10 protein-coding genes and 1 pseudogene are annotated in these 13414 nt (G+C 70.1%); 3 read left to right on the top strand and 8 right to left on the bottom strand.

The window, feature by feature from the left end; translation table 11 throughout:
* Positions 1-360: 360 nt before the first annotated feature.
* Both gabT and CR470_RS28060 read left to right on the top strand, forming a co-directional pair.
* Positions 361-1701: a 4-aminobutyrate--2-oxoglutarate transaminase gene (gabT, locus tag CR470_RS28065; protein WP_097870305.1), complete on the top strand. Its 1341-nt coding sequence runs from the start codon at positions 361-363 to the stop codon at positions 1699-1701.
* A 148-nt stretch (positions 1702-1849) separates the two neighbouring features.
* The gene (locus tag CR470_RS28060; RefSeq protein ID WP_097870304.1) at positions 1850-2698 is read left to right on the top strand and encodes a phosphatase PAP2 family protein; all 849 of its coding nucleotides are present in this window, start codon (positions 1850-1852) and stop codon (positions 2696-2698) included.
* On the opposite strand, the gene CR470_RS28055 is transcribed toward CR470_RS28060, so the two are convergent.
* The 8 genes and pseudogenes from CR470_RS28055 to CR470_RS28020 form a co-directional block, all read right to left on the bottom strand.
* A complete protein-coding gene (locus CR470_RS28055) occupies positions 2649-4472 on the bottom strand; it encodes a chitinase (protein ID WP_097870303.1) in 1824 nt (607 codons plus the stop codon). The two genes, CR470_RS28060 and CR470_RS28055, sit on opposite strands and share 50 nt — an antisense overlap.
* A 97-nt stretch (positions 4473-4569) precedes the next feature.
* Positions 4570-5022, bottom strand: a pseudogene (locus CR470_RS40800) (hypothetical protein); the annotation flags it as partial.
* Positions 5023-5170: 148 nt separating this feature from the next.
* The gene (locus tag CR470_RS28045; RefSeq protein WP_097870302.1) at positions 5171-6589 is read right to left on the bottom strand and encodes an NAD(P)/FAD-dependent oxidoreductase; all 1419 of its coding nucleotides are present in this window, start codon (positions 6587-6589) and stop codon (positions 5171-5173) included.
* Between the two features lie 86 nt (positions 6590-6675).
* Positions 6676-7479: an ABC transporter permease gene (locus tag CR470_RS28040; RefSeq protein ID WP_097870301.1), complete on the bottom strand. Its 804-nt coding sequence runs from the start codon at positions 7477-7479 to the stop codon at positions 6676-6678.
* Complete coding sequence (locus tag CR470_RS28035) at positions 7479-8411, bottom strand: ABC transporter permease (RefSeq protein ID WP_097870300.1); 933 nt, start codon at positions 8409-8411, stop codon at positions 7479-7481. The genes CR470_RS28040 and CR470_RS28035 overlap by 1 nt, the downstream gene beginning before the upstream one ends.
* The gene (locus CR470_RS28030) at positions 8408-9559 is read right to left on the bottom strand and encodes an ABC transporter ATP-binding protein (protein WP_097870299.1); all 1152 of its coding nucleotides are present in this window, start codon (positions 9557-9559) and stop codon (positions 8408-8410) included. The genes CR470_RS28035 and CR470_RS28030 overlap by 4 nt, the downstream gene beginning before the upstream one ends.
* Positions 9560-9704: 145 nt before the next feature.
* Positions 9705-10952, bottom strand: coding sequence for an ABC transporter substrate-binding protein (locus CR470_RS28025; RefSeq protein ID WP_097870298.1), 1248 nt, complete (start codon positions 10950-10952; stop codon positions 9705-9707).
* A 62-nt stretch (positions 10953-11014) separates the two neighbouring features.
* Positions 11015-12529, bottom strand: coding sequence for a gamma-aminobutyraldehyde dehydrogenase (locus CR470_RS28020; protein WP_097870297.1), 1515 nt, complete (start codon positions 12527-12529; stop codon positions 11015-11017).
* A gap of 206 nt (positions 12530-12735) precedes the next feature.
* Between CR470_RS28020 and CR470_RS28015 the strand changes: the two genes are divergently transcribed.
* Positions 12736-13293, top strand: a complete 558-nt coding sequence (locus tag CR470_RS28015) for an NADAR family protein (protein WP_097870296.1) — start codon at positions 12736-12738, stop codon at positions 13291-13293.
* The last annotated feature ends 121 nt before the right edge of the window (positions 13294-13414 follow it).

The following is a 13414-nucleotide window of genomic DNA, read 5'->3' as shown; positions in this document are numbered from 1 at the left end:
GCCGCGGCGGGGTCGTGGGCGGTGGCGGGAGGGCCGGCCCCGGGACCCTGTCCGCGCTCGATCCCCGTACGCCCCGCGTGCCGTCGTCGTCCATGAACCACTGCCCCCTTGACCTGCCGGTCCGTCCGCTGCCCCGGTCAATCTAGTGCGCGTACACGGTGAGTTCAGCAACGCGCCCGGATGGTGACCGTCCCGGGAGGCCGAGCGGACGCGGGCCGCCCCGTACCCTCATCGGTCCGCCACCTGTCCGCCGAGGACAAGGACACACCCCCACCACTCCCGATCGGAGCATGCCCGCACCGCTTCCCCGCCCCTAGCCTGCGATGAGAAGAGCGTCCGAAACACCCCCAGGAGCCCCTCATGACCGCAATTCCGCAGGAGCGCCGCGTCGTCACTGCCATCCCCGGCCCGAAGTCGGTGGAGCTGCAGGCTCGCCGCCTCGCCGCCGTCGCCGCAGGTGTGGGCTCCACCCTGCCGGTGTTCACCGCCCGTGCGGGCGGCGGGATCATCGAGGACGTGGACGGCAACCGGCTGATCGACTTCGGGTCCGGGATCGCCGTGACCTCCGTCGGCGCGTCCGCCGAGGCCGTCGTGCGGCGGGCGTCCGCGCAGCTCGCGGACTTCACCCACACCTGCTTCATGGTCACGCCGTACGAGGGGTACGTCGAGGTCTGCGAGCAGCTCGCCGAGCTGACGCCGGGCGACCACGAGAAGAAGTCCGCGCTGTTCAACTCGGGCGCCGAGGCCGTCGAGAACGCGGTGAAGATCGCCCGCGCCTACACCAAGCGCACCGCCGTCGTCGTCTTCGACCACGGCTACCACGGCCGCACCAACCTCACGATGGGCATGACGGCGAAGAACATGCCGTACAAGCAGGGCTTCGGCCCGTTCGCTCCCGAGGTCTACCGCGTCCCGGTCGCCTACGGCTACCGCTGGCCGACCGGTGCCGAGAACGCCGGCGCCGAGGCGTCCGCGCAGGCCATCGACGAGATCACCAAGCAGATCGGCGCGGACAACGTCGCCGCGATCATCATCGAGCCGGTGCTCGGCGAGGGCGGCTTCATCGAGCCGGCCAAGGGCTTCCTCCCGGCGATCGCGCGGTTCGCGAAGGACAACGGCATCGTGTTCGTCGCGGACGAGATCCAGTCCGGCTTCTGCCGTACCGGCCAGTGGTTCGCCTGCGAGGACGAGGGCATCGTCCCGGACCTGATCACCACCGCCAAGGGCATCGCCGGCGGTCTGCCGCTGTCCGCCGTGACGGGGCGCGCCGAGATCATGGACGCCGCGCACGCGGGTGGCCTGGGTGGTACGTACGGCGGTAACCCGGTGGCCTGCGCCGGTGCGCTCGGGGCCATCGAGACGATGCGCGAACTGGACCTGAACGGGAAGGCCAAGCGGATCGAGGAGGTCATGAAGGGCCGGCTCGCCGAGATGCGCGCGAAGCTGCCCAACGGCGACATCATCGGCGACATCCGGGGCCGCGGCGCGATGATCGCGATCGAGCTCGTGAAGTCCGGCACGAAGGACCCGGCCCCGGAGGCGGCAGGTGCGCTCGCGAAGGCCTGTCACGCCGAGGGCGTCATGGTTCTGACCTGCGGTACGTACGGCAACGTCCTGCGCTTCCTGCCGCCGCTGGTGATCGGCGAGGACCTGCTGAACGAGGGCCTCGACGTGATCGAGCAGGCGTTCGGCACACTCTGATCCTTCGAACCCGGGGGCGGACGGGGGCGGCCTTTCGCCGCTTCCGTCCACCATCCGGGTGAGGGCCTGTGAAGAACGTGTGCGGGGGCGATGGCGGGAGGGGGCGGCGGCTGTCGGCCGCCGCTCCACTGCCGTACGGTTTCTGCAGATGAGAGAAACACCTCGGTCGCGGGAAACCGCGGCCGGTGCCGGGCCGGGGCTTCCCCCGCGCCGTCCCGGGCGTGCGTTCGCGCACACCGGAGCCTCCGGCTCCGGGACTCCTCACCGATCGGACGGCCGCCCGCCCCACACCCCCCGGGGCGCGCGGCGAACCGATCTCGCCGGCCATCCCGGAACAACCCCCCCTGTTCCCGGGTGGCCGGCCCCTCTCGTTCTCCGCGTCCTCGGTCTGCTCGCGGTCCTCTTCACGCTGATCACCTGGCAGGTCGCCGTCGAGGGTCCGCTGCTGCGGCTCGACGAGCGCGTGGGTGGGGAGCTGTTCGGGCACGGCCCGGCCGCGCTGACCCAGCTCTTCTCCGACCTCGGCGGGGTGCCGGCGGCGCTCGGGGTGCTGACCTGCGCGATCGCGTACGCGCTGTGGCGCGGCGCGCGGCGGCTCGCGGTGTACGCGGCCCTCACCATGGCGGCGGTGCCCGCGCTGGTGATCCCGCTGAAGGTGGCCACCGCGCGGCAGGGGCCGCTGACCGAGGCGGTCAACTACTTCCCGTCCGGCCATACGGCGACGGCCGCCGTGGCGTACGGTGCGTCGGCTCTGGTGTTGATGGCCCTCCCCCGTCCGTCGTGGCTCCGGGAGGCGTCCTGGCCCCGGGCGTGGATGATGCCCGTCGCCGCGATCCTGCTGACCACGGCGACGGGCATCGGTCTGGTGCTGCACGGCTACCACTGGCCGCTGGACGTGCTGGCCAGTTGGTGCCTGGGGCCGATGGTGCTCGCGCCCCTGTGGTGGGTCAGTTGCCGAAGTAGGCGTCGAAGTTCTTCGAGAACTCCCCGTTGTTGAAGCGGTCCCAGTTGATGGACCAGGTCATCAGGCCGCGCAGGTCCGTCCAGGTCCCGTGGGTCCGGTAGGAGCCGCAGCCGGTCTTCTTGATCAGGCAGTCGAGCGCCTTGTTGACCTCGGCCGGTGAGGTGTGGCCGTTGGCCGCCTGGGTCGAGGCCGGGAGGCCGATGGCCACCTGGTCGGGGCGCAGGCCCGGGAAGACCCGGCTGGTGTCGCCCGCCACCGGGAAGCCCGCGAGCAGCATGTCGGTCATCGCGATGTGGAAGTCCGCGCCGCCCATCGAGTGGTACTGGTTGTCCAGGCCCATGATCGGGCCCGAGTTGTAGTCCTGGACGTGCAGCAGGGTCAGGTCGTCGCGCAGGGCGTGGATGACCGGAAGGTAGGAGCCGGCGCGGGGGTCCTGGCCGCCCCAGGGGCCGGAACCGTAGAACTGGTAGCCGAGCTGCACGAAGAAGGTCTCGGGCGCCATCGTGAGGACGAAGTCCGGGCCGTACTGCGCCTTGAGGGACTTCACCGCGGAGATCAGGTTGACGATCACCGGTGTGGTGGGACTGCGGAAGTCGGTGTCGCCGGTGTTGAGGGAGAGGGAGTGGCCCTCGAAGTCGATGTCCAGGCCGTCCAGGCCGTAGGTGTCGATGATCTTCGAGACGGAGGTGACGAAGGCGTCCCGGGCGGCGGTGGAGGCGAGCTGCACCTGTCCGTTCTGGCCGCCGATCGAGATCAGCACCTTCTTGCCCGCGGCCTGTTTAGCCTTGATCGCGGCCTTGAACTCCGCCTCGGACTCGACGTTCGGGCACTCGGCGACCGGGCAGAGCGCGAAGCGGATGTCGCCGGAGGTGACGGAGGTGGGCTCACCGAAGGCGAGGTTGATGACGTCCCAGGAGTCGGGCACGTCCGCCATCCGGGTGTAACCGGAGCCGTTGGCGAAGCTGGAGTGCAGGTAGCCGACGAGGGCGCGGGGCGGGAGCTTGGTGTCGCCGCCTCCGCCGCCCGCCGTGGTGGTCGCGGTGATGGCGGGCGACTTCGCGGACTCGCCGGCCGCGTTGGTGGCGGTGACCTGGAAGCTGTACGCGGTGGAGGCGGTCAGGCCCGTCACGGTGGCGGACGGCCCGGTGGCCGTGGCGACCTTCGTACCGCCGCGGTAGACGTGGTAGCCGCTCGCGCCGGAGACGGCGTTCCAGGAGAGCGCGACGGAGGAGGAGGTGATCGCGGTGGTCTTCAGGCCGGCGGGAACGGCCGGGATCACCACGGGCTCGCCGCCGGGGCCGACGAGCGTGACGTCGTCGGCGTAGTGGGCCGGGGTGCCGTACCAGCCATGGGTGTAGACGCTCACGGAGGTGGTGGAGGGCCCGGTCCTGAAGGTGGTGGTGAGCTGCTTCCACGCCCCGGGGGACTGGGTCCAGGTGGAGACGTCGGTGGTCCCGGTGCCGGACGCGCCGAGGTAGACGTGGCTGCCCTGCACCCAGGCGCTCAGCGTGTACGAGGAGTCGGGCTTGACCGTGATGGTCTGCGAGCACTTGGCGTGGTCGTTGCCTGCCGGGGTCGCCTTGAGCGCGAAGGCGCCGCTGCGGGTGGGCGTGGAGACGACCGCCCCACTGGAGGCCGTGCAGTTCCAGCCGTCCAGCCCCGCCTCGAAGCCGCCGTTGCGTGCCAGGTCCACATCGGCGGCGCCTGCCGCCGGCGCCGTGGCGACGAGGGCTCCGGCGGCGAGCAGGGCGGCCGAGCAGACGGCCAGAAGTCTGGAGAATCTGACGGTTGGTCCGGTGCGTTCCACAACAGCCTCCGCGCGGGGGGAAATTCGAGGTTGGCGTGCGCACAACATGGTCCAGACCAATCAGGTTGTCAAGACCTCTGACAGCCGGCTCAGCCCTGCGGGCGCTCCCTGCGGCCGCGCCCGCCGCCTCATGCATCGCGAGTTCGAGGAGTCCGGCGTCGGTGAGGGCCCCCGAGCCGTCCGGCGGGACCAGCCAGCGGACTCCCCCGCCGGCCCGCCCCGGGTACGGGACGACGATCCAGGTCCCCTGGCCGCAGCCCCTGATCCCGGTGCCGATCCAGCGGGAGACGGTGCCCGGCGGGACGAAGAAGCCCATGCGGGACTCGGCGACGTCGGCGAGAACGGGGCCCGGGCGGTCGATCAGGCGGGTGAGGACGTCGAGCGTGGGGTAGCCCAGCTCACCCGGAAGGATCAGAACGTCCCAGCGCCGGCCGGCGGGAAGGAGCGCGATCCCCTGCGGACTGCGCTCCCACTCCCACCGGCAGGCGGCCGGGTCCGGTGCCACCGATGTGAGCCACTCGACCGCGGCTTTCGTTTCCGAGCCAGTCATGGTCAGCCTCCCGTTGACGTGAGCACCGGCGGGGTTCCGCCGGTTGCGTACACGTGCGAGAGAGCGTTCGGCGCCGACTATGACGCGGATCGGGGCTACTAGTTGGTAGTGAACTGGATCACAGCCCCTGACCTGGGCCGGCGGCGGCTCAGCTGTCGAAGCCGAGGCCCAGCTTGTCCATGGTCCGCAGCCAGAGATTGCGGTGCCCGTCGTGGCTGTCCGCGCGGGCCAGGGACCGCTTGGTGATCTCGATCCCGGCCCAGGCGAAGGGCTCCGGCGGGAAGGGCATCGGCTTGGAACGGACCATTTCCAGGCGAGTCCGTGTCGTCTCCTCGCCGGAAAGCAGATCGAGCATCACATCGGCCCCGAACCGGGTCGAGCCGACGCCGAGACCCGTGAATCCGGCGGCGTACGCGACCCGCCCCCGGTGGGCCGTGCCGAAGAACGCGGTGAAGCGGGAACAGGTGTCGATCGCGCCGCCCCAGGCATGCGAGAAACGCAGTCCGGAAAGCTGCGGAAAGCAGGTGAAGAACTGCTCCGCGAGTTTCAGGAACGTCTCCGGCCGCTGGTCGAGATCGGCGCTGAGCCGGCCTCCGTACGGATAGATCGCGTCGTATCCGCCCCACAGGATCCGGTTGTCCGCGGAAAGCCGGAAGTAGTGGAACTGATTGGCGCTGTCGCCCAGTCCCTGGCGCCCCCGCCAGCCGATGGAGTCGAGCTGCTCCGGGGTGAGCGGTTCGGTCATCAGCGCGTAGTCGTAGACGGGCACGGTGTACGGGCGGATCCGCTTGACGAGCGACGGGAAGATGTTGGTGCCGAGGGCGACGCGGCGCGCGAAGACCCGCCCGTACGGGGTGCGGACCGCCATTCCGGATCCGGAGCGGACCAGGTCCAGGCCCCGGGTGTGCTCGTGGATCCGCACGCCCAGCTCCAGACAGGCCCGCTTCAGGCCCCAGGCGAGCTTCGCCGGGTGCAGCATCGCGACGCCGCGCCGGTCCCAGAGCCCGCCGAGGAAGGTGGGCGAGTCGACCTCCGCGCGCAGGGCCTCACGGTCCAGGAAGTCCACGCCCGTGATGCCGAGCCCCACGATCTCCTCGTGCCGTTCCCGCAGCTCCTGAAGCTGGTGGGGTTCGGTGGCGACGTCGATCTCGCCGGTGCGCTCGAACTCGCAGTCGATGCCGTAGCGGGCGACGGCCGCCTCGATGGCGTCGAGGTTCCGCTCCCCCAGCTCCTCCAGCTTCGCGATCTCGTCCGGCCAGCGCTCCACACCGTTGGCCAGTCCGTGGGTGAGGGAGGCGGCGCAGAAGCCGCCGTTGCGTCCCGAGGCGGCCCAGCCCACCTCGTGCCCCTCGATGAGGACGACGTCCCGGTCCGGGTCCCGCTCCTTGGCGATGAGCGCGGTCCACAGACCGCTGTAGCCGCCGCCGATGACCAGCAGGTCGGTGTGCTCGTCGCCGGTGAGGGCGGGCAGTGCGTCGGGCCTGGCCGGGTCGTCGAGCCAGTAGGAGACCGGCTTGGCGCCGGCGATCGATTGTGCGGCAGCAGTACGCATGGCAGCTGGGGCCATGGTTTCCAACTCCTTCAGGAATTTCAGGGGGTGTTCTGTCGGTCGGGCCGGACCCCGCGAGCCCGGCCCGACCGACAGGACACCCCCTAGGGTCGGGCGTTGTTCTTCCGCCGGGCGGTGATGACCTGGCCGACGAGAACCACCGATATCGCCATGATGAACATGGCGGTGCCGATGACGTTGATCTGCACGGGTGTGCCGCGCTGTGCCGATCCCCAGACGAACATGGGGAACGTGACGGTGGAGCCCGCGTTGAAATTCGTGATGATGAAATCGTCGAACGAGAGCGCGAAGGCGAGCAGCGCTCCCGCCGCGATTCCCGGTGCGGCGATGGGGAGGGTCACCCGTACGAAGGTCTGCACGGGGCCCGCGTACAGGTCGCGGGCGGCTTCCTCCAGTCTCGGGTCCATCGACATGACGCGCGCCTTGACGGCCGTGACCACGAAGCTGAGGCAGAACATGATGTGGGCGATCAGCACGGTCCAGAAGCCGAGCTGGGCGCCCATGTTGAGGAACAGCGTGAGCAGGGACGCGGCCATGACGACCTCGGGCATCGCCATCGGCAGGAAGATCAGCGAGTTGATCGCGCCGCGCGCCCGGAAGCGGTAGCGGACCAGCGCGAACGCGATCATCGTGCCGAGCGCGGTCGCCCCGAGCGTCGCCCAGAAGGCGATCTGGAGCGAGAGGGAGAGCGAGCCGCACAGGTCGGCGACGCCGCACGGGTCCTTCCAGGCGTCCAGCGAGAACCGCTGCCAGGCGTAGTTGAAGCGCCCGTTGGGCTTGTTGAACGAGAACACCATCACGACGATGTTCGGAAGGATCATGTACGCGAGGGTCAGCAGACCAGCGATGACGACCAGGTTCCGGCGTATCCAGCGCAGTACGGGCATCAGACCAGGTCCTCCGTCCCGGAGCGGCGGATGTAGAAGGTGACCGCCAGCAGGACGATCGCCATGAGGATGAAGGAGAGCGCGGCGGCCGTCGGATAGTCCAGGACCCGCAGGAACTGGCTCTGGATGACGCTGCCGACCATCTTGGTGTCGGTGGAGCCGAGGAGTTCCGCGTTGACGTAGTCGCCGCTGGCCGGGATGAAGGTCAGCAGGGTGCCGGAGACGACGCCGGGCATGGAGAGCGGGAACGTCACCTTGCGGAAGGTGGTGGCGGGGGTGGCGTAGAGATCGCCCGCCGCCTCGTGCAGCCGGCCGTCGATCCGCTCCAGCGAGGTGTAGAGCGGCAGGATCATGAACGGCAGGAAGTTGTACGTGAGGCCGCAGACGACGGCCATCGGGGTGGCCAGGACCCGGTTGGACTCGGTCCAGCCGAGCCAGCTGGTGACGTCAAGGACGTGCAGGGTGTTCAGCACGTCCACGACCGCGCCGCCGTCGGCGAGGATCGTCTTCCAGGCCAGCGTACGGATGAGGAAGCTGGTGAAGAACGGGGCGATGACCAGGACGAGCACCAGGTTGCGCCAGCGGCCCGCCTTGAAGGCGATGAGGTAGGCGAGCGGGTAGCCCAGCAGCAGGCACAGGAGCGTGGCGGTGCCCGCGTACAGCAGGGACCGGATGAACTGCGGGTAGTACTCGCGCAGCGCGTCCACGTACGTCTGGAAGTGCCAGGTGACCTCGAAGCCCTGCTCCAGCGAGCCGGTCTGTACGGAGGTGGAGGCCTGGTAGACGAGCGGCAGGGCGAAGAAGACGACCAGCCAGAGGATGCCGGGGAGCAGCAGCCAGTAGGGGACGAGCCGTTTGCGGGTGGAGGGCTTGCGGAGCACCGGCTCCCGGGGTTCGGCAGGGGGCGCGGGCGGCGCCTCGGTGAGGCTCACGCCGCGTCCTCCACGCTCTCCACGCCGGCGTCGATGTCCTGGTCGGCGTCGAGTCCGAAGGTGTGGGCGGGGTTCCAGTGCAGGATCACCTCGGCGCCGGGTACGAGTCCCGCGCGCCGGTCGACGTTCTGCTCGTACACCTGGAGCGCCTTGCCCGCCGGGCTCTCGACCACGTACTGGGTGGAGACGCCGATGAAGCTGGAGTCGACGACGCGGCCGGTGACGCGGTTGCGGCCGGCGGCTATGGAGTCCGCGTCGTCCGCGTGGGCCAGGGATATCTTCTCGGGCCGGATGCCGAGGAGGAGCCGGCCGCCGGTGGCGGTGGGGCCGGAACACCGCTCGCGGGGCAGGGTGAGCCTGCCGCCGTCCGCTGCCACCACCAGGTCGCCGCCCGTGGAGACGACCTCGCCCTCGATGAGGTTGGACGTGCCGAGGAAGTTGGCGACGAAGGTGGTGCGCGGGTTCTCGTAGAGGTCGGCGGGCGCGCCGAGTTGCTCGACGCGGCCCCCGTTCATCACCGCGACGGTGTCGGCCATGGTCATGGCCTCCTCCTGGTCGTGGGTGACGTGCACGAAGGTGATGCCGACCTCGGTCTGGATCCGCTTGAGCTCCAGCTGCATCTGACGGCGGAGCTTGAGGTCGAGGGCGCCGAGCGGTTCGTCGAGCAGCAGGACCCGCGGGTGGTTGATGAGCGCGCGGGCGACGGCGACGCGCTGCTGCTGGCCACCGGAGAGCTGGTGCGGTTTGCGGCGGGCGAAATCGCCGAGCTGGACGAGCTCCAGCATGGCGTCGACCTGCTTCTTCACCGACTTGACGCCGCGCCGCCGCAGCCCGAAGGCGACGTTCTCGGTGATGTCCAGGTGCGGGAAGAGCGCGTAGCTCTGGAAGACGGTGTTGACGGGCCGCTTGTACGGGGGCAGGTCGGTGATGTCCTTCTCCCCGAGGAAGACCGTGCCGGTGGTGGCCTCCTCCAGGCCCGCGATCATCCGCAGGGTGGTGGTCTTGCCGCAGCCGGACGCGCCGAGCAGGGCGAAGAAGGAGCCCTGGGGCACGGTCAGGTCGAGCGGCTGCACGGCGGTGAAGGAGCCGTAGGTCTTGCTGATCCCGGCGAGGCGGACATCGCCGCCCGCGGTCTGCTGCTGTGTCATGGGTCGCAGTCCCAGTGTGTTCGGGGGAGTTCGGGGAAAGGGGTGACCTCGGACGGGCCGGGCCGCCGGGCCATTCGTCTCGTGATGCGCCCGGCGGCGGGTCCGGTGACGGGTCCGGTGACGGGTCCGGTGACGGGTCCGGTGGTCAGGCGCCGATGAGTTTGGCGAACTTCTCCTCGTACGCCGTCTCTTCCTTCGTGCTCAGGGAGCGGAAGGAGCGGGACTTCGCCGCCATCTCCTGGTCGGGAAGGATCAACGTGTTGGAGGCCATCGACGCGTCGATCTTCGCGAGTTCGTCGCGTACACCGTCGACCGGGCAGACGTAGTTGATGTACGCGGCGAGCTGGGCGGCGACCGGCGGCTCGTAGTAGTAGTCGATGAGCTTCTCGGCGTTGGTCTTGTGCCGGGCCTGCGCGGGGACCAGGAGGTTGTCGCTGGAGGTGATGTATCCGGCGGCCGGGATGGCGAACCTGATGTCCGGGTTGTCGGCCTGCAGCTGGATGATGTCCCCGGCCCAACCGACGCAGGCGGCGATGTCGCCCTTGCTGAGGTCGGCCGTGTAGTCGTTGCCGGTGAAGCGGCGGATCTGCTTCTTGTCGACGGCCTTCTGGAGGCGGCCGATCGCGCCGTCGAACTCGGCGTCCGTGAACTTCCCCGGGTCCTTGCCCTGGTCGAGGAGGGTCATGCCGATGGTGTCGCGCATCTCGGAGAGGAAGGAGACACGGCCCTTGAGCTTCGGGTCGTCGAGCAGCTGGGTGACGGAGTCGACCTTGCGGCCGCCGGTCGCCTTCACGTTGTACGCGATGACGGTCGGGATGCCGGTCCAGGGATAGGAGTAGGCGCGGCCCGGGTCCCAGTCGGGGGTGCGGAACTGGGCGGAGACGTTCGCGAAGGCGTGCGGGAGGTTCGCGGGGTCGAGCTTCTGCGCCCAGCCGAGCCGGATGATGCGGGCGGCGAGCCAGTCGGTGACGCATATGAGGTCGCGCCCGGTGTTCTGGCCGGCCGCGAGCTGCGGTTTGATCTTCCCGAAGAACTCGACGTTGTCGTTGATGTCCTCGGTGTACTTGACCCTGATCCCGGTGCGCTTGGTGAACGCCTCCAGGGTGGGGCGGCCCTTCTCGTCCTCGCTGACGTCCATGTACTCGGTCCAGTTGGAGAAGGTGACCTCCTTCTCCTTCGCCGAGTGGTCGTCGGAGGCCATACCCGCGTCGGCGCGCTTGGCGGGCGGGATCCCGCACGCGCCGAGGGCGGCCATGCCGCCCAGCGCGAGCGCGCCTGTGCCGGAGGCGCGCAGCAGGGAGCGGCGGGTGAGGGCGCCCCTGCCGCTGGTCAGGGATCGCCTCATGGCCGCCAGTTGAGCGGTCGAGAGGCGCTCGGGCTCGTAACTCTCCATACGCGTTGCCCTTTCGGGTGGGAGGCCGCCAGGACCTCTCGGCCCTGATCGTGCGGCAGCTGCTATCGGTCCCCGAAGATCGTGCGGTGCCACTCCTTGCGTGCGACCGCGGTGTTGTCGTACATGACGTGCTTGACCTGCGTGTACTCCTCGAAGGAGTACGCCGACATGTCCTTGCCGAAGCCGCTGGCCTTGTATCCGCCGTGCGGCATCTCGGACAGGATCGGGATGTGGTCGTTCACCCACACACAGCCCGCCTGGATCTCGCGGGTGGCGCGGTTCGCGCGGTACAGGTCGCGGGTCCAGGCGGATGCGGCCAGTCCGTACGGGGTGTCGTTGGCGAGTGCGATGCCCTCGTCGTCGGTGTCGAAGGGCAGCACCACGAGGACGGGGCCGAAGACCTCCGACTGGACGATCTCGCTGTCCTGGGCGGCATCCGCGACGAGGGTGGGCCGGTAGTACGCGCCGTCGGCGAGGTCGCCGCCGGGGGCCTCGCCGCCGGTGACGACCCGGGCGTAGCCGCGGGCCCGCTCGACGAAGGCGGCGACGCGGTCGCGCTGGGCGTGGCTGATCAGGGGGCCGAGGTCGGTCGAGGCGTCGAAGGGGTCGCCGAGCCGGACGGTCTCCATGAGCGCGGCGACGTCCCGGACGAAGGCGTCGTAGAGGGGGCGCTGGACGTAGGCGCGGGTGGCGGCGGTGCAGTCCTGGCCGGTGTTGATGAGGGAGCCGGCGACCGCGCCGTGGACGGCGGCCTCCAGGTCGGCGTCGTCGAAGACCACGAAGGGGGCCTTGCCGCCGAGCTCCAAATGGAGGCGCTTGACGGTGGCGGTGGCGATCTCCGCGACCCGCTTGCCGACGGCGGTGGAGCCGGTGAAGGAGGTCATCACGACGTCGGGGTGGCCGACGAGGTGCTCGCCGGCGTCCTTGCCCGCGCCGGTGACGATGTTGATGACGCCGTCGGGGATGCCCGCCTCGGTGGCGGCCTGGGCGAACATCAGCGAGGTGAGCGGGGTCAGCTCGGCGGGCTTGAGGACGATGGTGTTGCCCGCGGCGACGGCCGGGAGGACCTTCCAGGCGGCCATCTGGAGGGGGTAGTTCCAGGGGGCGATGGAGCCGACGACGCCGATCGCCTCGCGGCGTACGTAGGAGGTGTGGTCGCCGTCGTACTCGGCGGCGGCCCTGCCCTCCAGATGGCGTGCCGCGCCCGCGAAGAAGGCGGCGTTGTCGACGGTGCCGGGGACGTCGAACTCGGTGGAGAGCTTGATCGGCTTCCCGCACTGGAGGGACTCGGCGTACGCGAAGTCGTCCGCCTGCTCGGCGAGGACGGCGGCGAAGCGGTGCAGCGCGTCGGAGCGTTCGCCGGGGGTGGCGCCGGACCAGCCGGGGAAGGCGGCGCGGGCGGCGGCGACGGCCGCGTCCACGTCGTCGGCGCCCGCCAGCTCGTAGCGGAGCACGGTCTCTCCGGTCGCGGGGTTCATCACCTCGTGGTGGTTGCCGGACGTACCGGGGAGCAGCTTGCCGCCGATGTACTGCGCACCTTCCGCGAAGCGGTCCTGGACCTGGAAGCCGTTGCTCATGACGCTCTCCTCCGCCGCTTACCCGCTGGGCGGGGTCGGCGTAGCCTCTTCGTGAATTGAGTGCCGATCCTGACAGAGGGGCTCAAGCCCAACAAGTGATTCCGTTGTTGCCTTTTGGTTAAGCGACGGAATCTGTCGACCATGTGTCGTGTCGGTGCGGAAATCCCCGTACGGAGTGTCAGTGGCGGATGCCACACTCACCTGCCATGGGACCGATCGATGAGCTTCTGGCGGACGTGGCGCAGGGCAGGCGGGTGAAGTACCTGCCGTTCTGGGGGCACCGCCCGCGCCCTGACGGGCGGCTGGGGAGCAGTTGTCTCAGTCAGTGGTGGCCGTCACCGTTCACGGTGGACGGGGTGACGTACGCGAGCGCCGAGCACTGGATGATGGCCGGCAAGGCGCGGCTGTTCGGCGATCCGGAGGCGGAGCGGGCCGCGGTGTCGGCGAAGAGCCCGGCGGCGGCGAAGAAGGCCGGGCGCCTGGTCCGCGGCTTCGACGAGGACGTGTGGATACGGGAGCGGTTCGCCCTGGTGGTGGAGGGCAGCACGCACAAGTTCGGGCAGGACCCGGAGCTGGGCGGCTTCCTCCTGGGCACCGGGAACCGGGTGCTGGTGGAGGCGTCCCCGCTGGACCGGATCTGGGGCGTCGGGCTCGCGGCGGACGACGAGCGGGTGGAGCGGCCGCAGCAGTGGCGGGGGCTGAATCTGCTGGGCTTCGCGCTGATGGAAGCGCGGGAGAGGCTGCGGGCGGGCGCGGAGGCCTGAGGCGATTTTCCGTACGCGGGCGCCCGCGGCGGTTCCGTGCGCGAGCGCCCGAGGCGGTTTCCGTACGCGGGCGCCCGAGGCGGTTCCGTGCGGAGGCGGGGTGCGGGGGGCCGTACGGGGT

Origin of the sequence: Streptomyces sp. rh34 (assembly GCF_002551245.1) — a bacterium.
Lineage (GTDB): Bacteria > Actinomycetota > Actinomycetes > Streptomycetales > Streptomycetaceae > Streptomyces.
Note: the sequence above shows the minus strand (reverse complement) of the source record. Positions and strands in the feature narration are given on the sequence as shown.